This window comes from Nonomuraea sp. NPDC049625 (assembly GCF_040675285.1).
GTDB classification, from domain to species: domain Bacteria; phylum Actinomycetota; class Actinomycetes; order Streptosporangiales; family Streptosporangiaceae; genus Nonomuraea; species Nonomuraea angiospora_A.
On sequence record NZ_JBFAOQ010000002.1, the window covers coordinates 1,196,150 to 1,217,322 of the forward strand.

General features: G+C 70.2%; 14 protein-coding genes. 10 read left to right on the forward strand and 4 right to left on the reverse strand.

Annotated elements, in window-relative coordinates; translation table 11 throughout:
* Window positions 1-255: 255 nt before the first annotated feature.
* Window positions 256-1,062, forward strand: coding sequence for an SAM-dependent methyltransferase (locus tag AB0J87_RS12930; protein WP_363964814.1), 807 nt, complete (start codon window positions 256-258; stop codon window positions 1,060-1,062).
* A 4-nt stretch (window positions 1,063-1,066) separates the two neighbouring features.
* Here AB0J87_RS12930 and AB0J87_RS12935 read toward each other — a convergent pair whose 3' ends face one another.
* Window positions 1,067-1,300, reverse strand: coding sequence for a hypothetical protein (locus AB0J87_RS12935; RefSeq protein ID WP_363964815.1), 234 nt, complete (start codon window positions 1,298-1,300; stop codon window positions 1,067-1,069).
* 311 nt (window positions 1,301-1,611) lie between these two features.
* On the opposite strand from AB0J87_RS12935, the gene AB0J87_RS12940 reads away from it, so the two are divergent.
* Window positions 1,612-2,088 (forward strand): hypothetical protein, encoded by a 477-nt coding sequence (locus AB0J87_RS12940; RefSeq protein ID WP_363964817.1) that lies wholly within the window; start codon window positions 1,612-1,614, stop codon window positions 2,086-2,088.
* Here AB0J87_RS12940 and AB0J87_RS12945 read toward each other — a convergent pair.
* Genes AB0J87_RS12945 through AB0J87_RS12955 form a run of 3 tightly spaced genes read right to left on the reverse strand, consistent with a single transcriptional unit; the run spans window position 2,081 to window position 6,311 of the window.
* Entirely contained in the window at window positions 2,081-3,319 is a 1,239-nt protein-coding gene (locus tag AB0J87_RS12945) for a LacI family DNA-binding transcriptional regulator (protein ID WP_363964819.1), read from the reverse strand. The two genes, AB0J87_RS12940 and AB0J87_RS12945, sit on opposite strands and share 8 nt — an antisense overlap.
* Complete coding sequence (locus AB0J87_RS12950) at window positions 3,304-5,325, reverse strand: glycoside hydrolase family 36 protein (protein ID WP_363964821.1); 2,022 nt, start codon at window positions 5,323-5,325, stop codon at window positions 3,304-3,306. Before AB0J87_RS12950 ends, AB0J87_RS12945 begins: the two co-directional genes overlap by 16 nt.
* Window positions 5,325-6,311, reverse strand: coding sequence for a hydroxyacid dehydrogenase (locus AB0J87_RS12955; RefSeq protein ID WP_363964823.1), 987 nt, complete (start codon window positions 6,309-6,311; stop codon window positions 5,325-5,327). Before AB0J87_RS12955 ends, AB0J87_RS12950 begins: the two co-directional genes overlap by 1 nt.
* A 247-nt stretch (window positions 6,312-6,558) precedes the next feature.
* Here AB0J87_RS12955 and AB0J87_RS12960 point away from each other — a divergent pair, with 247 nt between their 5' ends.
* The 8 genes from AB0J87_RS12960 (at window position 6,559) to AB0J87_RS12995 (ending at window position 21,151) form a co-directional block, all read left to right on the forward strand.
* Window positions 6,559-7,545: an ABC transporter permease subunit gene (locus tag AB0J87_RS12960; protein ID WP_363964825.1), complete on the forward strand. Its 987-nt coding sequence runs from the start codon at window positions 6,559-6,561 to the stop codon at window positions 7,543-7,545.
* Window positions 7,542-8,408, forward strand: a complete 867-nt coding sequence (locus tag AB0J87_RS12965) for a carbohydrate ABC transporter permease (RefSeq protein ID WP_357737024.1) — start codon at window positions 7,542-7,544, stop codon at window positions 8,406-8,408. The genes AB0J87_RS12960 and AB0J87_RS12965 overlap by 4 nt, the downstream gene beginning before the upstream one ends.
* Window positions 8,409-8,436: 28 nt before the next feature.
* A complete protein-coding gene (locus tag AB0J87_RS12970; protein ID WP_363964827.1) occupies window positions 8,437-10,008 on the forward strand; it encodes a DUF3502 domain-containing protein in 1,572 nt (523 codons plus the stop codon).
* Window positions 10,009-10,010: 2 nt separating this feature from the next.
* On the forward strand, window positions 10,011-12,893 hold the full coding sequence (locus AB0J87_RS12975) for a hypothetical protein (RefSeq protein ID WP_363964829.1): 2,883 nt from the start codon (window positions 10,011-10,013) through the stop codon (window positions 12,891-12,893).
* A 152-nt stretch (window positions 12,894-13,045) separates the two neighbouring features.
* Window positions 13,046-14,539, forward strand: a complete 1,494-nt coding sequence (locus AB0J87_RS12980) for a glycoside hydrolase family 43 protein (RefSeq protein WP_363964830.1) — start codon at window positions 13,046-13,048, stop codon at window positions 14,537-14,539.
* Between the two features lie 34 nt (window positions 14,540-14,573).
* Window positions 14,574-15,284, forward strand: coding sequence for an alpha/beta hydrolase (locus AB0J87_RS12985; protein WP_363964832.1), 711 nt, complete (start codon window positions 14,574-14,576; stop codon window positions 15,282-15,284).
* 227 nt (window positions 15,285-15,511) lie between these two features.
* Complete coding sequence (locus AB0J87_RS12990) at window positions 15,512-16,435, forward strand: substrate-binding domain-containing protein (RefSeq protein WP_363964833.1); 924 nt, start codon at window positions 15,512-15,514, stop codon at window positions 16,433-16,435.
* A 237-nt stretch (window positions 16,436-16,672) separates the two neighbouring features.
* Complete coding sequence (locus tag AB0J87_RS12995) at window positions 16,673-21,151, forward strand: hypothetical protein (RefSeq protein WP_363964835.1); 4,479 nt, start codon at window positions 16,673-16,675, stop codon at window positions 21,149-21,151.
* Window positions 21,152-21,173 lie beyond the last annotated feature (22 nt).

Here is a 21,173-nt window from a genome sequence, read left to right on the forward strand (position 1 = left end):
GCGGCAGAAACCATGTCAAGCGCTGTTCCGATATCGCTGGTCCTGCGCGCGCGGAAGACAATTCCCGGAACTTACCATGCTTTGTCGAGCGCCCGGCATTTCGGGTGAGCGCCTTTGGATGAAAGGCCCTCGGTGGGTGATTTGTCCAGTCGTGTGAGATTCAGATTCGAGAGAAGTGCATAACCGCCTCTTCGTTGCAAATGGGTATGATCACCTCGCAGGTGGGACCTTATGCTCAAGCCTGGAGACCTCTGAATGACAGCAGACAACTCGACCACGGACCGGTGGCCGCCGGAGATCGACACGACCGTGGCACACTCGGCGCGGGTCTGGAACTACTGGCTGGGCGGCAAGGACCACTACGCGGTGGACCGGGAAGTCGGCGACCGGTTGAGCCGGATAAATCCGGACATCGCCTTCACGGCCCGCGCCGACCGCGCCTTCCTCCATCGCTCCGTGCGCCATCTGGTGGCCGAGGCGGGGGTACGGCAGTTCCTGGACATCGGCACCGGGCTGCCCACGGCCGGCAACACGCACGAGATCGCCCAGAGCCTGGCTCCGGAGACGCGCGTGGTCTACGTCGACAACGACCCCGTCGTCCTCGCCCACGCCAAGGCCCTGCTCGTGGGGACGCCGGAGGGCAGGACCAACTACATCCAGGCCGACCTCCACGACCCGGACACCATCCTGAGAGCGGCCGCCGAGACGCTCGACTTCACCCAGCCGATCGCGATCATGCTGCTGGGGATCGTGCACTTCATCAACGACGACGACGAGGCGTACGCGATCATCAACCGCCTGCTGGACGCCGTCCCCTCCGGCAGCCACCTGGCGCTCGTCCACATCACCGCGTTCTTCAACCCGGAGGCGAAGCGCGAGGAAGTGCGCCACTGGAACGAGCACGGCACGCCCAAGCTGACCATCCGCTCGCCCGAGCAGATCGGGCGCTTCTTCGACGGCCTGGAGATCCTGCCCCCCGGCATCGTCTCCACCACGCGCTGGCGTCCCGACATCGACGACGTCCCGGAAGTGGATGGATTCTGCGGGGTCGGCAGGAAATAGGGGGTCAGCGCCGTCTCACGATGAAAGGCTGCTCGGAGTCGGTCTCCTCGCCGACGGAACCGACACCCCACAGGTCCGAGGTGCCGGGGATGGCCGCGATGGCGGCGTAACCGGTGCCTCCGGCGCTGATCGTCTCCCGCGTCCACGACGTGCCGTCGCAGTGGAGGAGGATCGCCTTGCCCGGGTGGAGGGGGTCGGTGCCGCTCGCCCACACGTCGTCCTTGCCGAACGCGGTCAAGTGGTGCAGGGAACCCTTCCACGGCGCAGGCGGCCGGCGGGCTCAGGCAGGCCGTCGCCGCCGCGAGACCGCGCATGATCTTCATCGTGCGCATTATGCCGTTGAAACTTTCACGAACAGGAATCTGCGCCCCGGGCCCCGCGGCCACCCCAAAACCGCCGGTGAAAGGAGAGACCGGCCCCCTTATCAGCCGGGCGTTCGGCCAGGTTAGCGCGCGCCCGATTCCGGCCCGACGAATCCTCTAGTGGACGGCTCGACGGCCCCCAGCGCAGGGTGATGCCGACGCCATGTCAGACAGAAGGGGGCGGGAATTGTTACCCGACATCCTGCGACGCCGCACGACCAGGCTCCTGACCGTCGTTCTCACGCTGCTGGCCGCGGTCGCCGTGCCGGTCGTGCCGGCCCACTCGGCCGCCCAGGTCCCGATCTTCCTGGAAGTACGCGGGGACAACAGCCGGAAGCTGGCCGGCATCTACGGCTGGATCGAGTTCAACGACAGCACGACGTACACCTACCAGTTCTACCTGTGCCGCGAGTCGAGCTACAGCGCCGCCGGGGGGTACGTCCTGATCAACGACCGCGCCACCCTCCGCGCCTCGTACAGCTTGAACTGGGGGGACACGACGATACCCGAGTGCCTGTATCCGGCCCAGCTGTACGGCACGACGGATTCCGTCGGCAGCACCGTCAGGAACGTCACGGTCGAGGTGGAGGGCGTCAACTTCAACGGCCAGAACCAGGCCACCTGGAAGAGGAAGTCGTTCACCTACGACAACCCCTTCAACTGACGATCCTCTCACCCACCGATCCGCGCACCACGATGTGCGTGCCCAGGATGACGTGCTGCGGCTGGCCGGGGTCCAGGGCCAGCCGCACGGCGGTACGGCCCAGCTCCTCGGTGGGAATGTGCACCGTGGTGAGCCCGGGCACGAGGTCGGCGGCGAGCGGGATGTCGTCGTAGCCGGCGACCGACACGTCCTCGGGCACGCGCAGGCCCGCCTCGCGCAGCGCGGCCAGCACGCCGGCGGCGACCATGTCGGTGCCCGCGAAGATCGCGGTGAACTCCGTGCCCGCCGCCAGCAGCCGCCTGGTCCCCTCGTAACCGGCGCCGCGGGAGAAGTCGCCGGGCAGGACGAGGTCCGGATCGCAGGGGACGCCGTAGTCCTCGTGCGCGCGGCGGAAGCCGGCCACGCGGTCGATCTTGGTGGTGTTCTGGTCGTCGGCGGTGGCGGCGCCGAGATAGACGATCCGGCGGTGGCCGCGCGAGAGCAGGTGGCCGGTCATGGCGTACGCGCCGGCCTCGTTGTCGTACTCGACGACGGTGGTCGGCACGTCGTCGCCGAGCGGCGGGCGCCCGCACAGCACGAGCCGGGAGCCCGCCTTGTCCAGAGCGTGCGCGAAGTGCGACATCCGAGCGCGGTAGGCGTCGTCGGCCGAGCCGCCGCCGACCAGGATCACCGCGTCGGCGCGCTGCTCGCGCATGGCCTCGACGACCGCCAGTTCGCGCGCCGGGTCGCCGTGCGTGGCGCACACCAGGCACAGCCGGCCCTCCTCCGTGGCCTGCTGCTCGACGCCCTTGGCGACATAGGCGAAGGAGGGCCCGGTGACGTCGTCGAGCACGAAGGCGACCATCTTGGTGCCGGCCCCGGACAGGGCGCGGGCGTGCACGTTGAGGACGTAGTCCAGCTCGCGCATGGCCCGCAGCACGCGGGCCCGGGTGGCCTGCGCGACCGGATAGTCCCCTTTGAGGACCCGGGAGACCGTGGACGCGGAGACCCCGGCGCGGGCGGCGACGTCGCGGATGGTGGCCCGCTCCAGATCATCCACGGGCGCGGCCCTCCGCGACGCCGCCTCCCGCGCATCGGCCCTCCGCGACGCCGCCTCCCGCGCATCGGACTTCGGCGGCGCGGCCTCCCGCGCATCGGGCTTCGGCGGTGCTGTCTCCCGCACGTCGGGCTTCGGCGGCGCGGCCTTCCGCGCGGCGGCGTCCGGCTTCGGTGGTGTCAGCTTTCGTGGCAAGGCGCACCTTTCGTCAGGCGGAGCAGCGCCGCGGAATACGGCTCGGGCAACACGACGCCGATCATGCCCGCCTGCCAGCCCGCCTCGGTCGCCGACGGGAAGAGCGGGGTCACCTCGCAGCCGGAGGGCCAGGGCAGCTCGATCGTCGCGGACGGCGCGCCCCTGCGCCACACGGCGAGGTAGACGGTGTCCCCGCAGTCCACGGCCAGGGCGAGGCGGTCGTCCTGCCAGCCGGGCAGCCCGAGCGGCCAGCATGGCAGGCCGTGCGCCAGCTCGCCGCGGTAGGACTTGTACACGCCGATCGCCTCGGCGACCTCGGCCAGCTGGTCCGGGTCCAGCAGGTCGAGCCGGCCGCTGAGGTGGATGCGGCCGAGCATCGCGGTGACCATGGACCAGGCGACCCGCTCGGCCGGGTAGGCCCACATCGCGCCCTGCTCCGGCGGCACCGCGGCGGGCGCGGCGGCGGCGATGGCGGGCAGCAGCAGCTCGTCCTGCTGGTCGGTGAGCGAGGCGATGGAGTGCCTGGCCAGGGTGGCGCCGTCCAGCCGCATGCCGCCGGCCGCGCAGGACTCGATCACCAGGCCGGGGTGGCGCTCCAGCAGGCGTTCGACCCAGGCCAGGTAGGCGCGGTTGTGTTCGAGCAGCCGATCGGCCGGGCCGATGTCGATGTTGTAGTCGAACTTGAAGTAGCCGATGCCGTGCTCCCGGATCAGCCGGTCGATCACGGCGTCGAGGTGGGCGACGGCGGCGGGGTGGCTGAGGTCGAGCTGGTGGCGGCCCCACTCGGCCAGCCTGGTTCCGGCCCGGCGCAGGAACGCCTCCTCGGGCAGGGAGACCCCGCTGCGTACGCCGATGACCTCGGGCTCCAGCCACAGCCCCGGGACCATGCCGTGGCCCTTGATCGCGTCGATGACCTCGCCGATTCCCCCGGGGAAGCGCACGGTGGACGGCTCCCACGCGCCGACCGTGTCCCACCAGCCCGGCACGCCGCCGTCGCCGGGCCCGGCCAGCGAGTCGTCGTACCAGCCGGCGTCGACGCAGAAGTACTCCGCGCCGACCCGGGCGGCGGCCTCGATCAGCGGCAGCAGGCGCTCGGTCGAGGGGTCGCCCATCAGGCAGTTCATGAAGTCGTTGAACACCACCGGCAGCTCGGCGTTGTCGCGGTGCGGCCGGCGCACGGCCCGGCGGTAGGCGGTCAGGGCGGCGACGGGGTCGCCGGCCACGGTGAACGCGGCGGTCGCGGTGGTGAAGCTCTCGCCCGGCGCCAGCCGCGCCGACCAGCCGTGCTCGCGCTGGGACGGTCCCGACAGCGCCAGGTAGACGTCGTCGAACCGGTCGGCCAGCTCGGCGTGCCAGGGGCCGTTGTGCTCGATCTGCCAGGCGAGCGTGCCGCCGGCGCACTCCAGCCACCCTGTCGGCAGGTGTTCGGAGGACGGCCAGGAGCCGGTGCTGGTGAGTGCGACGCGGTTCTTCGTCCCGGTCTGGCCGAAACGCGTCATGCCGACGTCGTGCAGCTCCAGCGGCCGGCCCGACCAGCGGAACTCGCCGCTCCACGGGTTGCGCGCGCTCCACACCGTCAGATCCCAGGGCAGCCCGGCGAACGCGAAGCTCGACACGTGCTCCAGGACCAGCTCGTCCGTCGCGGTCACCGTCGACCAGCACCGGACGACCTGTCCGATCACCTGTCCAATCACCTGTCCAATCACCTGTCCAATCACCTGTCCAATCACTGGGCCGACCGCCTGGAAGACGGTCGTCACGGAGACGCCGTCGCCGCCGGAGCGGATCGTCAGGCGCTCGTCCTCGGCGCGGTGGCTCTCGTAGCGCAGCTTCAGCCCGTCCACGTGCCGCTTGCCCGACGTGCCGCTCCTGCCCCGGCCGGTCACCTCGATCTGCACCACCGGCAGCGCCGAGCGGCCGTTGCCCCGGAACGGGCCGATCGCCAGCAGCCGGGGCGGAGCGCCGGTGGTCAGGTCGAGGACGAGGTCGCGCCAGGTCACCTCCATCAGGCCACCCGGTCCAGGTCCTCGTGCGTCACCTGGTGCGCCAGCGGCAGCCCGGCGATGAGCCGTTCCAGCTCGTCCAGGGCGACGGCGCCCATCCGGGACAGCTCGTTGCCGTGCGAGCCGGCGATGTGCGGCGTGAGGAAGGCGTTGGGCAGGTCGAACAGGGGCGAGTCGGGCTGCAGCGGTTCGGGCTCGGTGACGTCGAGGACCGCCGACAGCCGCCCGGACTTCAGCTCGCCGATCAGCGCGTCGGTGTCGACCAGCGACCCGCGCGCGGTGTTGATCAGGACCGCGCCGTCCGGCATCAGCGCCAGCCGCGCCCGGTCGAGCATGTGCTCGGTCTCGGGGGTGGCGGGGGCGTGCAGGCTGACGATGTCGCTGCGGCGCAGCAGCTCCTCCAGCGACTCCTGCCGTACGCCGGGAACCCGGGTGTAGGGGTCGTACAGGCACAGGTCCAGGTCGTACGGCGCCAGCAGTTCGAGCACCTTGCGGCCGATGCGGGAGGCGCCCACGATGCCGACCGTGCGGCCGTTGTTGCCGATGCCGGGCTCGATCTTGGCCAGGGTGAAGGAGCGGTCGCGCCGGTAGCGCTGGTTGAGGGCGAAGACCCCCTTCCCGGCCAGCAGGATCGCGCCGACGGTGTACTCGGCCACCGGGACGGCGTTGGCCTCGGCGGCCGAGGAGACCAGCAGGCCGCGTTCCCACCAGGCGGGGCTGATCATGCCCTTCACCGAGCCGGCCGCGTGCAGGACGGCGCGCAGGCGGGGCGCGGCGGCCAGCAGCGCCTCGTCGATCGGCGGGCAGCCCCAGCCGGTGATGAGGATCTCGACGTCGGCCAGGGCCACGCGCGGGTCGTCGAACCGCTCGGCGACCACGGCGACGTCGATGTCGGCCAGCGTGTCCAGCCGCCGCAGCAAGGGCGCGGGGAAGAGCAGAGCGAGATGTTCCTCGCGCATGGCGAACAGCGCCTTCGGGCGTGGGGACACGGGGGAAGCCCTCCATTCGATAGAGACCGGTTTCTAAACTAGGAGCGCAGCCCTCTGTGGTCAACGGGCAATCCCCGATTAACTCGAAGGCGCGTCTTACCAGGATCTCCCGGCTGGCCTGCGCTGATCTGTAACGTCTCTGTAACGCAGCCTTGAACGTGCTGGCCGGTCGGACGTAGCGTTCGCAGCGACCGGTTTCTATCAACCTAGAGAACCACCTGCTGCCGCCTCAGACGGGACTTCGGTGATGAGCACGCTACAGACGAGGCCAGAGCCTCAGACGAGACCGCCTTCCGGGCCGCCGGACAGGCGCCGCGTCCGACGCAGGGCGGTCCGTACGAACTGGACGATCGGGCTGCTCGCCCTGCCGGCCGTCGCCTTCTTCCTTGTCTTCAGCTACCTGCCGATGTCCGGCCTGGTGGTGGCGTTCAAGGAGTTCGACGTCAGCCAGGGGATCTTCGGCAGCCCGTGGAACGGGCTGGAGAACTTCAGCTATTTCCTGGAGTCCGGGGACGCGGCGAGGATCCTGTTCAACACCCTCTTCCTCAACATCCTGTTCCTGGTCGCGACGCTGGCCGCCGGCATGGTTCTGGCGATCATGCTGAACGAGATCCGCAGCACGTTCTTCAAGCGGGTCTCCCAGTCCGTCGTCTTCTTCCCCTACTTCGTCTCCCCGGTCGTGATCAGCATCATCCTGCAGGTGCTGCTGGCCGGGGCCTCCGGCGGGGGCGGGGCGGTCAACGACGCCCTCGGGGGCCTCGGGTTCCCCTCGGTCGACTGGTACACGGAGCCGGGGCCGTGGCCGTGGATCCTCACCGTGGTGAAGATCTGGCAGCTCGGGGGCTACCTGAGCGTCATCTTCCTGGCCGCGATCACCGGCATCCCCGAGGAGGTCTACGAGGCCGGGATGATCGACGGAGCCTCGCGGGCCCAGATGGCCTGGCGCATCACCCTCCCGCTGCTGAAGCCCACCGCGGCGGTCCTGCTGGTGCTGGGGGTCGGCCGGATCTTCTACGGCGACTTCGGCACCATCTACGCGATCGTCGGGGACAACGGCACCCTGTTCGACAGCACGGACGTCATCGACACCTACGTCTTCCGCGCCCTGCGCCAGCTCGGCGACTTCGGCACCACCGCCGCGATCGGCCTGTTCCAGTCGGTGGTGGGTTTCGTCCTCGTGGTGATCGCGGTGCTGATCCAGCGCAAGTACTCGAAGGAGACCAGCATCCTATGAGCGGCAAGAAGCTGGAACCGTTCACGATCGTCAGCGTCATCGGCGTCTCCTTCGCCATGCTGGCCTGCGCGATCCCGTTCTGGATGATCATCTCGGGGTCCCTCACCAGCGAGTCCGAGCTGGCCACGACGGGCTACAGCCTGTTCCCCGCGGCCTTCGACCTCACCGCGTACAAGATGATCTTCACGGGTCCGGCGGTGCTGAACGCCTACTTCGCCAGCGTCTTCATCACGGTCGTGGGCACGGCCCTGTCCCTGGCGGTGACCTCGGGGCTGAGCTGGGTGATCGCCCGGCGGCTGCCCGGCCTCAGCCGGCCGCTGACCGTCTTCTCCTACCTGCCGATGCTGTTCTCCGGCGGCCTGGTGCCCCTCTACCTGCTGGTCACGCAGTACCTGAAGCTGCAGAACAGCTACTTCTCGGTGATCCTGCCGCTGCTGGTCATGCCGTTCCTGGTCTTCGTCCAGGTCAGCGCCTTCCGCCAGCTGCCGGAGTCGATCTTCGAGTCGGCCAAGATCGACGGCGCGGGGGAGCTGCGCATCTTCTTCACGATCGCGATCCCGCTGTCCAAGCCGATCCTCGCCGTCGTCGGCCTCTTCTACGCCGTGCACTACTGGAACGACTGGTTCATGGCGCTGCTGTTCATCGACGACGTGCACAAGTTCCCGCTGCCCCTCGTGCTGCAGAACCTCATCTCCAACATCTCGTTCACGCAGATGCTGCCGCAGCTGGCCGAGGCGGCCACCCCCGTCTACCAGCTCCGGCTGGCGCTCACCACCGTCGCCATCGGCCCGATCCTGCTCGCCTACCCCTTCGCCCAGCGCTACTTCGTCAAGGGCATCACCCTCGGTGCCACCAAGGGCTGATCCCGCTCCCCCCACCTCAGGAGTTACCGTGTCCCACCACCTCATGTCGCGGCGCCGCCTGCTGGCCACCGGCGGCGGCCTGTCCCTGGCCGCCCTCCTCGCCGCCTGCTCGGACGACTCCCAGAAGCCGCAGGCCACCGGCGGCGCCCAGAGCGCCGGCGCGCTCGCGCTGAGCCTGCTGCTCCCCGGCGACGTTCCGGCCGGCTGGGACGCCGTCCTGGCCGAGGTCAACAAGAAGCTCCAGGCGGACCTGGGCTTCACCATCAAGCCGCAGTTCATCCCGTGGACCAGCTACGGCCAGCAGGCGCTGCTCAAGTTCACCGCGGGGGAGAAGTTCGACACCGCGCTGCAGGCGCGCTGGCTCAACATGACCCAGCTCGCGGCCAGCGGCTCGATCGTCGAGCTGAGCAGCCTGCTGTCCAGCGGCAAGTACCCCAACCTGACCGCCACGATCGACCCGAAGATCATCGAGCTGAACCGGTGGAGCGGCAAGCTCTACGGCCTGCCCCAGATCAACTCGGTCGCCCGCTTCCACCACTTCAGCATCCGCCAGGATCTGGCGGAGAAGCTCGGCATGAGCGACATCACGGACTTCGCCGGGCTGGAGAAGTTCTGGTACGACGTCAAGCAGAAGAACAAGGACATCATCCCGATCGGGGTCAGCTCCCGGATGCCCAAGCTGCTGGTGGCGTGGAACCCGGTCGGCTGGCTCAACCCCTACATGTGGGACAACCCCACCATGAGCATCGCCTCCTTCACCGGCGACTCGCTCAACTTCGTCCTGGCCGCCGACGGCAAGCAGACCGGCTCGTCCAACCCGATCCCGTGGTGGGAGGCCCCGGGCACGGTGGACGCGCTGCGCAAGATCCGCAAGTACTACCAGGACGGGCTGATCAACAAGAACGCCCTCACCCTGGACTCGAAGGCGCTGGACTCCCAGTTCAAGGCCGGCCGCGTCGCCACCGGCTGGGCCATGACCGACGGCCTGTCCTCCACGGGGCTGTCCGAGCTGACCAAGAACGTGCCGGGCGCGATGATCGCGAACGTGATGCCGCTCAAGGGCGGCGAGAGCGCCAAGCCGTACCAGACGTTCCAGAGCGACAACTTCGTCGTGCTCAACGCCAAGGGTGAGAGCAACGAGAAGGCCATGCAGCTGCAGGACTGGGTGTCGATCAAGGAGAACCACGACCTGATCAACTACGGCCTCCCCGGCAAGGACTGGAACCCCGTCGGCGACGACAAGTACGAGCAGCTGTCCACCTACACCTTCCCCGGCTTCGCTCTCGCCTGGCGGGCCAAGCTGGAGCGCCGGGTCAAGGGCATGACGGAGTCCGAGGCCAAGTGGTTCGACTGGGCGCAGGACATCGACAACTTCACCGTCGATCCCTACGCCAGCTTCGTCCCCGACCCGGAGCCGATCAAGCGGGAGAACACCCAGGTCACCGCGGCCATGACGCAGTTCGCGAACCCGCTGTTCATCGGCGCGGTCGATGTCGACCAGGGGCTGGACAAGCTGAAGAAGGCGCTGGAGCGGGCGGGCCTGGCCAAGGTCCAGGCCGAGATGGCCAAGCAGGCCGACGCCTACCTGAAGGGCCAGTGACGATGGCGCTCCCCATCAGCCGGAGGACCGTGCTGGCGTCCTCCGGCGCGCTGGCCGCCGCCACGTGGTTATGGAACGGCGAGGCCGCCGCCGCCACGACGGGCCGTGAGGCCCCGCTGGACGTGGTGGTCTTCGGCGACGAGGCCTCCGAGAGCGCGCACGCGGTGACCGCCGACCGGTCGGCGGTGGTGGCCGGGGCGCTCGGCCGCTCTGCCCGCGTGCTCAACCCGCAGGAGTCCGCCGGGGTCTGGGGCGGCACGGTCTCCTTCACCGTCAAGTGCGCGCCGCGCGGCACCACGTACGTCACGATCAAGCTGTGGGGCGGCGACCGGGCCGCGAGCGAGGCCGACCAGTCCCGGCTCCAGCTCTTCTGCGCGGGCGCGCAGGTCGGCCACTACCACCTGGGCGCGGTCGACCCGCTGGACATCCTCAGCCAGGACGCCCACTCGCCGGGCCGCTTCCACTTCCACACGCTGCCGCTGCCCGAGGCGATGACCCGCGACCGCGAGCAGGTCACGCTGGAGATCCGGTCGATGGGCCGGATCTGGGGTTACGGGCAGAACGCGGCCGAGTTCTACCGCTCGATGGACAAGCCCAGCCGCCCCTTCTACCGGATCTACACCCATACCGAGCCGTACTTCCCCGGCGACGGCATCCAGGGGCCGGCGCCCGACGCGCCCGTCCGGCCCGCGCCCGGCCCCGAGGTGCTGGCGGACATCAAGGCCAGGGTGCTGCGCGAGCACCGCAACTGGCTCGACGGCAACCCCGCCTCGCTCGACTCCTGGGCCTTCCAGGGGCTGGCCGAGGGCTACTTCTGGCCCGAGAGCCCCGCCCACCAGTCTGCGGACGCGATCGACCAGGTGCTGGCCGCCATCGACGCCCGCTACACCAAGTGGCTCGCCGACCCGACCGTGCTGACCGCCTCCGACCAGCAGTGGGAGGGCTTCGCCAAGGTCGGCACGGCGCTCCTGCTGCTCCGCGACGTCCTGGGCGACCGGCTGGAGCGCCCGGTCGGCGGGCGGCCCGTGGGCGCGCCCAACCCGGGCTTCGAGCGCGGCGGCACCGCCCCCGCCTCCTGGAACACCGCCCGGTGGGCCGGCACGGCCACCTGGCTCTGGGACGACACGGTCAAGCGCGGCGGCTCGCGTTCGGTCAAGGTCACCGTCGCCGCCGGGGCCGCCGCGGGCTGGAACACCGCCCAGAACCGCACCCTCATCGGCCAGGGCCGGCACCGCTACGGCGTCTGGGTCAGGACCGAGGACGTCGTGGCCCCGGGCGCCTACCTCGATGTGCTCTTCTACGACGCCGCCGGCAAGATCGTCGGCACCGACAACAAGTTCTACGCCCCGGCCGGCACCCGGGACTGGACGCAGATCACCGCCGAGCTGACCACCCCGGCCACCGCGGTCGAGCTCCGGCTCGACGTCCGCGTCGAGGGCGGCGGCACCGCCTGGTTCGACGACGTCGAGGTCACGCCGCTCGACGGGGCCACCCCGCCGGTCCAGGGCGATCTCCCGGTACGGCGGGACGCGTACACCAGGATGCTGGCCGAGTCGATCTCGTACTGGCGCCAGCACATGCCGCACTACAGCAACCAGACGATGATCTGCGCGCTCGGCATCTACCGCTGCAACCGCGCCCTGATGCTGATAAATCCGGGAAAGGCGCCGCTCACCGAGGAGAAGGCCCGCGACTACATCCACCAGTCCGTCGGCCTGAAGCCCTTCCTCGGCCGCGAGGACGCCTCCGGCACCCCCAGCAAGATCCTCGGCGAGCACTTCCACCAGGTCACCCGCAAGGGCCTGACCAGAGAGCTGGGCTACGTCGGCAACTACGGCGAGGTGACCGACTGGCTGGTCCTGCTCTACGAGGCCGTCACCCGCTTCGACGGCGTCGAGGACGCCGAGCTGAAGGCGCACCTGATCAAGATGATCAACGCGCGGGCCGTCTTCCGCTACCCCGAGGTCGACAACGACGGCTACCGCACCATGCGCATGGAGGCCGCCGTCGGCTGGCGCGACGACCACTATCCCGGCGACGTCGTCTACGCCCAGCGCCTGGCCTGGGACGGCCACCCCGCCATGGCCGCCGCCGTGCTCGGCGACCCCGCGATCGCCGGGCACGCCCAGCGCATGATCGCCGACAACCAGTTCTTCGGCCACCTCGACCTGCTGCTCACCAACACCTGGCCGCGCGTGGGGCTCAACGCCCTGCGCCTCGTGCAGCGCGACTGGCCCGCCTTCCAGGCGCTGCCGGCGAGCGGCACGCGGTTCCCCATGGACTGGGACGCCCCTGCCTTCGTCTTCTCCGACGAGGAGAACGGCGTCGTCGCGATCAAGAACGGCAAGGAGATCCTCTACGCCTCCCTCTACTGGCGCGCCCGGCAGGCCGTCAACGACCTGGCCCGGGTCCACCACATCACCCCGGACACCCACCGGGTCGCCACCGTCCGGCAGCAGTGCCAGGTCACGCCCACCGGCGACACCTGGACCGAGGCCGACTGGGTCTGCTTCTCCTTCGCCATCAACGACCCCGCCGCCTCCCACATCCCGCCCGGCGGCTTCCCGCCCCCCGGTCCGCAGGTCCACCAGGCCTTCGCGGGCGAGGTGCTCAAGGTCGGGCCGTATCCCGCGGACGTCCCGGACCCCGCGCTCGGGGTGGACTTCCCGGGTGTGGAGAAGCTCTTCGTCGGCAAGGCCCAGTTCTACCGCTGCTCCTACGGCCGTTACCTCATCGGCATGAACACCTCCGAGGACCGGCCCCGCCGCCTGCACACCACCGGCCCCGGCCACGCCCGTGACCTCGTGACCGGCCGCCGCGTCCGCCTGGGAACCCCGATCGAGGTCGCGCCCCTCAGCACCGTGGTGCTCTTCCTGGAGGACTGATGCACTCCTTGCCCGGCCCGTCGCGCCCCCTGGGGCGACGGTGTCCGGGCCGGGACCATCTCGCTGATCGACCAGACCGTTACCGTTGTTCACCGTGCCTCGGGCCTGCGCCGAGAAGTTGAGCTTCCTGCTGGAAAGAGTGTGGAGATCGTATGATCCGCAATCCCGTCCTGCCCGGTTTCGACCCTGACCCCTCGATCGTGCGGGTGGGAGAGGATTACTACCTGGCCACCTCGACCTTCGAGTGGTATCCGGGCGTCCGGGTGCACCACTCCCGTGACCTGGTCAACTGGCGCCCGCTGGGCGGCATCCTGACCGGGCGCGAGCTGCTCGACCTGTCCGGCGTGCCCGACTCAGGAGGCGTCTGGGCGCCCGACCTGACCTATCACGACGGGCTGTTCCACCTGGTCTACGGCGTGATGGACAACTACGCCCTCGGCTACAAGGACATCGCCAACCACCTGATCACCGCGCCCTCGATCGAGGGGCCGTGGTCCGACCCGGTCCGGCTGCCGGGCCGCGGCTTCGACGCCTCCCTCTACCACGAGGACGGCCGGAGCTGGCTGCTCAACATGGTCTTCGACTCCCGGCCGGGCCGCGGGTTCGCCGGGATCGAGCTGCAGCCCCTCGACGGCGGCAAACCCGAGCTCATCCTGCCCAACCGCAAGGTCACCGAGGGCCCGCACCTCTACAAGATCGACGGCTGGTACTACCTGATGGTGGCCGAGGGCGGCACCGGCTACGAGCACGGGGTCACGGTGCTGTGCTCCCGCTCGATGTCGGGGCCGTACGAGGAGGACCCGGCGGGGCCCATGCTCACCTCGCGTCACGACCGGAGCCTGGAGCTGCAGAAGGCCGGGCACGGCTGCCTGGTGGAGACGCAGACGGGGGAGTGGTACCTGTCCCACCTGATGGCCCGGCCGTACCACAACGGCAGGTGCGTGCTCGGGCGCGAGACCGCGCTGCAGCGCGTGACCTGGGAGGACGGCTGGCCGCGCGTGGCGGGCGGCGTGCCCGCCGTCGAGGTGGCCGCCCCCGAGCTGCCCGCGCACCCGTGGCCGGCGAGCGAGGGCTGGAACGGCGGCTCGCCGTCCCCCGGCGGGCTCGGGCCGGACTGGAGCACGCTGCGGCGGCCCGCCTCGCCCGACTGGCTGACCGCCGACCAGGGCGGGCTCACCGTCCAGGGCGGTCAGTCCCCGTACGGCCTGCGCACCCCGAGCCTGGTCGCCCGCCGGGTCACGGACCGGAAGTGCTCCCTGGAAACGGTCATGCGGTTCGAGCCGGACAGCGTCCACCAGTGGGCGGGCATCGTCGCCTACTACAACTCGCGCAACTGGCATTACCTGGCCGTGACCGCCGACGGCCTGGTGCTGACCACCAGCGACCAGGGGACCCGCACCGAGCGCCTGCTCGGCCCCGTGGGAGGCGAGGTCGAGCTGCGCGTGGAGTTCGACGGGCCGGTCGTGCGCTTCAACCACGGCCAGGACCTGGACGCCACGATCCTGTCGGACGAGCACGCCGACGAGTTCATCGACGGGAAGGTGCGGGCCTTCGGCTTCACCGGCGCGTTCGTGGGGTTCTGGGTGCAGGACCTGGCGGGAGAGGGCTGCTCGGCGCGCTTCGAGCAGATCATCTACCGCACATGAGCAACACCGGTCTCTCCAGCACCTGGGGCATCCCATGAGGCTGCACGTCGACACCTGGGGCCAGGGCGGCCCACCGCTGCTCCTGGTGCACGGCTGGGGCGGCGACCACCGGCTGTGGCGGGCCCTGGACTTCGGGGGCCGCCGGGTCATCGCCCCCGACCTGCGCGGCCACGGCCGCTCCCCGGTCCCGGCGACCGGGTACCGGCCCGTCGACCTGGCCCGCGACCTGGTGCCGCTGCTCGACGAGCCGGTGCTGGCCGTCGGGCACTCCATGGGCGCCCAGGTGGTCACCGCGCTGGCGGTCGAGCACCCGGAGCTGGTCAGCGGGCTGGTCGTGGTCGCCCCCGCCTACGGCGCCGACGAGGAGGAGGAACGGCTCATCCCCGGGCGCCTGGCGGCGTTGCGCGCCGACGGCGTGGCCGCCGCGCTGCGGCAGCTCGGGCCGCTGCCCGCGCCGATCACCGGGCAGCTGCTGGCCACGCCAGGTCACGTGCTGGCCGAGTGCTACGCCGGGATGTACACCGTGCCGGGTGCGTTCGGGGTGCGGCGGGAATCGGAGCGATATCTGGCCAGACGGGCCTGTCCGGTGCTCGCCGTGCACAATGTGCCGGAGGCCGCGCGGTGGGAGGCGGATCTCCCCGGTCACCCGCGATCCAGGACCGTGGTGTGGCCGGATTCCGGGCATTTCCTGCACGTGGAGCATCCGGCGACGTTCGTGGAACTGGTGGCCGGCTGGGACCATTGAGTCTCCTGGGGTTCGCGCCGTCGCCGTGATGACGGTCTCACAACTCGGGTTCGGCAAACGTGAAGACCATCACATACACTCTGACCAGCGGTTACGTGGTGGCCGTTCGTGCCGCTGCCCGGCCTCAGCGCAGCGGCCGGGCGGTCACGGGTGCGTGTGGAGCGCGCTCGCCGCCCGCGTCGGTGCCCTTTCGCAGCGGGGCTGAAGCCCAACGAGAAGATATGATCATGCGAAGTCTCGCGTACGCCATTGCCGGTCTCGCTCTGGGCGCGGCCGCCTGTGGCGTGCCCGCCAACGGCGACGCCACGGAGGGCCTCACCATCGGCCTGTCGGTCTCGACGATGAACAATCCGTACTTCGTCCAGTTCCGCGACGGGGCGGAGGCGGCCGCGCAGCGCTTCGGGGCCAAGCTGGCCGTCGCCGACGCCCAGAACAACGCCTCCCGGCAGGCGACGCAGATCCAGGGCTTCACCAGCCGCAAGCTGAAAGCGGTCATCATCAACCCGGTCGACTCCAACGCGCTCGCCACGGAGGTCAGAGCGGCGAACCTGGCCGGCATCCCGGTGATCGCGGCCGATCGCGCCATCAACCACGCCTCGGTGGCGCAGACCCTGACCTCGGACAACCTGGCCGGAGGCAAGCTCGGCGCGCAGGAGCTGGCCAAGCAGATCGGCGGGAAGGGCGAGGTGATCGTGCTCCGCGGCACGGCCGGCACCTCCGCCTCCCGAGACCGCAGCAAGGGCTTCACCGACGGCATCGCCGCGTACCCGAAGATCAAGGTCGTGGCCACGCAGCAGGCCGACTTCGACCGGGCCAAGGGCCTGAACGTCATGACGGGCCTCATCCGGTCCCACCCTGGCCTCGACGGGGTGTTCGCGGAGAACGACGAGATGGCGCTGGGCGCGATCCAGGCCCTGGGGCCGAAGGCGGGCCACGTCAAGGTCGTCGGCTTCGACGGCACGCCGGACGGGATCAAGGCGGTGCGGGCGGGCAGCATGGCCGCCACGGTCACCCAGCAGCCGCGCCTGATCGGCTGGCAGGCGGTGCAGGACGCCATCAAGGTGGCCAAGGGCCAGACGGTCGCCAAGACGGTGGCGGTCCCGGTCAAGCTGGCGACCAAGGAGAACGCGAACGAGTTCTGGACCTTCTGAGCCAGCGAGCGTAGTTAACGGTACCTATCAGAGTACGCTCAGCGTAAGCGCGTCCCGGCGGGGTCGGCAAGAGGGGAAAGCGCATTCCTGGATTTCCGGCCATCAATCATGCCTCTGAACTGGTGAAACGTCGGACTTGAACTGATCACCTATGTAACGCCTGGGTAACGGGTTCTTGTCGGGCATCTCACTGCGGCCTAATCTCCGGGGAGAACGTTTTCTATCGGGAGATCCGCCATGCTCATTCGGCACCGGTTAGGCGGCCCGCTCGCCGCGATCCTGCTGCTGCCCTTCCTCGCCGCGCCCCCCGCGATGGCCGCCCCTCTGCCCGCCGGACACGTGGACGTGGTCACGTTCGGCGACACCGAGTCCGAGAGCGCGCACGCGCTGCAGGCGGCCTCCACCGCGGTGGTCGAAGGGGCGCTGGGGGAGCCCGCCCGCGTCGCCAAGCCGACCTCGCCGCCCACCGTCAAGGGCGGTGAGCTGCGGTTCAGGGTCGCGGTCGATCCGGTCGCGCAGAACTACTTCACGCTGAAGTTCTGGGGGAGCGACGTCTCGCCCTACAAGACGATCGCCTACGTCAACGGCGAGCAGATCGGCTACCGGCGCTCGGGCGACTACGAGGCGATCAACCTCGGGTCGAGCAAGGCGCTGCCGGGCCGGTTCTACTACAACACGATCATGCTGCCGCTCGGCCACACCCTGGGCCGGCGGGTCGTGGAGATGACGGTCCGGACGTACGACGCCGGGTTCGCCCAGCCCGTGACCGCCGACTCGCGCGGCTACTACCGGGCCTACACGCACACCACCGCGTACCTGGACGTCTCCGGCGAGAAGCAGGGGACGGTCACCCCGGACACCACGCCCGCGCCCGGGCCGGCCGACGCCGAGAAGCAGGCGATGGTCGACCGCTACCGGAAGAGCCAGATCGACCTGTTCAACCAGTACAGCGGGCAGCTCGACGCCTCGCCCACGGCGAAGCTGTCGATCGTCCGCTACCAGGACGACCTGCGCTTCTACGCCTCGGCGCTGCTGGAGCCGTGGACGCCGGCGAACACGCCCGAGCTGAAGAAGGCGGCGCTGGGACGGCTGTTCAAGGCGATCGACAACCACGTCAAGGACTACTACGCCGACACCCGGCTGCTGCTGCGGGGCGGTCACCAGGGCGACTGGGGCGGCTACTACGGGGCCCTGGGCGAGGCGCTGTACATCGTGGAGAACCTGATCCCCGAGGTGTACGGCGCGAAGGAGTTCGAGGCGTTCCTGGACGAGCCCTTCGTCACCGGCACGCAGGACGGGCCGTCCTCGCTCAAGGGCGTGGACTGGGACGGCGGGGAGCTGTCCCGGCGCGAGGCGTACGAGCGGGTGCTGAAGGCCAACTTCGACTTCGCCCGCGCGCGCCTGTCCTACATCTACAACCAGGTGATGTACACCTACGAGGGCGCGTGGGAGGCGCACGAGGGCCTGCGGGTGATCGGGTCGCGCTTCTACGAGGGCAAGGCCAGGAGCCACCGGATCCTGCTGGAGGCGCTCGGCGTCGAGCCCTTCCTCGGCGAAGAGGTGCTGGTGGGGCCCGACGGCAAGGACCTGGACCTCTACCACTCGCTCTTCTACCACGACACCACCGCCCGCTTCACCGACGACTTCGCGCAGATCGTGGGCAAGGGCCTGGCCAGGAGCAAGCTCGGCCCCGACGGGCGCGTGGTGCGCCGCCTGCCGTACGGCGAGCACTACACCGGCATCACCAAGGCCGGCCTGACCAGGGAGAACACCTTCGTCGCCAACTACGGCGAGGCCACCAACTACCTGCCGGAGTACTTCTTCCGCACCTGGGGCCACCAGGGCGACGAGAAGCTCAACGACGAGATCCTCAAGCTGGCGCTGAAGAACCTGCACGCCCGCGGCTTCACCCGCTACACCGGCACGGACGACAACGGCAAGCGGGTGGCCCTGGCGGAGATGGTCGTGGACGAGCGCAACACGAGCTACCCGGGCTGGCCCGCCTACGCCCTACGCAACACCGAGGGCCGCACGATGGAGTACGTCACGCTGGACAAGCACATGTCCGAGCACGCCGAGCGCTACGCGGGCGCGGAGTGGGAGCCGTACCGGCGCTACGCGAACGAGGCGGCCGGGTTCGTCCAGCAGCAGATCGCCGACAACCAGTACTTCAACACCTTCTCCTCCGTGGAGGCGAAGCGGAAGTACGACATGTGGCTGCCCGAGACCTACGCCTACCTGCGTGCCCGTCCGGCGGCCGGGGCCGTGCTCCCGCAGACGGACTTCGCCGCGTACACGCCCGCGGAGCTCGCCGCCCTGGGCGTCGACCCGGCCCGCTACGAGCGGTTCGCGTTCGCGGACGTGGACGACATGTTCGTCTCCGTACGCGACGGCGACACCCGGATCTTCGGCTCGCTGTTCGAACGGCAGCGCGGCGTCGCCGGGAACGGGCGGCTGCACGTCCTGGACAAGGACCACCACAACGTCGTGCAGATCGCCACGGACACGCAGTTCGCCTACCGCGACTACAACCTGCGGATGGACAACATCGACGTCGACTTCATGGAGGACCAGCAGAAGGGCGACGGCGGCCTGCCGCAGGCCCTGGCCGGTGAGATCCTGCCCGCCGCCTACCAGCCGGGCGTCGGCACCGTGCGGCGGGAGAACTACGAGTTCGACACCCCCTACTCCGGATACGCGGACTTCCTGACCGCCCGCTACGGGAACTACGTGTTCGCCTTCAACACCACCCGGGACGACCACGGCAACAAGCGCTCGTTCTCGCTGGACGTGCCCGGCGACGCGGTCGACCTGGTCTCGGGCAGGCGGGTGGCCGGGGGCGCGGTGAGCGTGCCGCCCGAGACCGCGATGGTGCTGAGGCTGGACGGCGCCGTGGCCGAGCGGCCGAAGCCGCACCACGTGGACTTCGTCCAGGCGCTGCGCGACCGCGACGGCGTCACCCTCACGTGGAAGCCCGCCGCCGGCGCCGAGTCGTACACGATCAGGCGCGACGGCAAGGTGGTCGCCACCGGGGTCCGCGGCACGACGTACGAGGCCGGCAGGCAGTCCGGCGCCTACACCGTGACCGGCGTGAACCGCCACGGCTCCGGCTGGGCCTCGCAGGCCGTCCAGCCGCCCGCCGCGCCGGTGGACCGCGTCGGCGAGGTCGCGGGCCGCGTCAAGGCGGACGGGTACCGCGTCGAGCTCACCGGGGGCGACGGCAAGGGCCTCGGCGACGGCGACGACTACTACGTGGACAAGCGTGACATCAAGGACACCTTGCTGTTCTCGAACGAGGTGCTCACCGGCAGCGGGTCGGTCATCGCCCGGATCGAGCAGGCGCGGGGCCCGGCTGCAGGTGTGATGCTCCGGGCCGACGCCCGCTACATCTACTTCGGCGCGGACGCCTCGGGCCGGCTCGTCCTGCGCAATCGCACCCGCGACTCCCGGCACGACTGGCAGGACGACCGGCGCAGCCCGATCGACGCCGGGATCCAGGGCTACACCGCGGCCGAGTACCCGTTCGTCAAGCTCGTACGCGACGCCGACGCCCAGATCGTGCGGGCGTGGGCGAGCAAGGACGGCCGGTCGTGGTCGTACGTGGCGGAGCTGTTCACGCCCTTCCCCGAAGGCGTGTACGCCGGGGTCGCGGCGGCCACGGCGGCCACGTTCACCCACGTCACGGTGTCGCCCGACCGCGAGGGGACGCTGTACGCCCGGGTGGAGCGGGCCCGGGACCGGGTGACGCTGCGCTGGAGCAAGCCGGACGCCGCCACCCGGTTCACCGTCTACCGCAAGGACGGCGCGAGCGCCGCCTGGCGCCCCGTGCTGTCCAGCGCGCTGACCTTCGACTTCACCGACGAACCGCTGCGGCATGGCACCCGCTTCTACCGGATCGCGGCGATCGGCGCGGACGGCGCCGAACGGCCGGGCTCGGGCCTGCTGATGGCGACGGCCGAACCGCTCGCCACCGTGATCGCCGAGACGGAGAAGCTGCCCGCCGCCGACTACACCAAGGGCAGCCACTACCTGCTCACCCGGGCGATCGCCGAGGCGAAGGCGGGTGGCGACGAGGACGAGCTGATCGACCGGATCTACGCCGCCGTCGAGCAGCTCGTGCCGGTCGGCACGCTGCTGAAGAAGGTGACCGTCGAGCCGTCCATGGTGGAGGCGTCCACCGAAGCGTGGGGAGGCGGCGGCACCAAGGCCCAGAACGGCTGGCGCGCCTTCGACGGCGACCTGGCCACCGCCACCGACACCACCACCTCGGCGGGCTGGATCGACGTGCGCCTGCCGGCGGTGGTCGCGCTGGACGCGGTCCGCTACCACCCGCGCTCCACCCACGTCACGCGGCTGAACGGCGCCGTGTTCAGGGGATCCGCCGACGGCGGCGCCACCTGGACCGACCTGCACACGGTCAGCGGGGTAGACGCGGCGCAGTGGTACTCCGTCCCGCTCCCGCGGACCGCGGCCTACCCGTGGCTGCGCGTCGCCTTCCCGTCGGGCAACACCAACGTGGCGGAGATCGAGTTCCTGTCCATGAGCGACGACCGTACCCTGCTCGACCTGCTCATCGAGGAGGCCGAGGCCGTCGATCCGAGCCGCCGCACCCCCGAGCTGACCGCCGCGCTGGAGCACGCCCGCTCCGAGCTGAGCGGTCAGGAGCAGATCGACGCCGCGGCCGAGCGGCTGCGCGTCGCCCTCGCGAGCCTGTGACCCCGTACCCTCCAACCCCCTA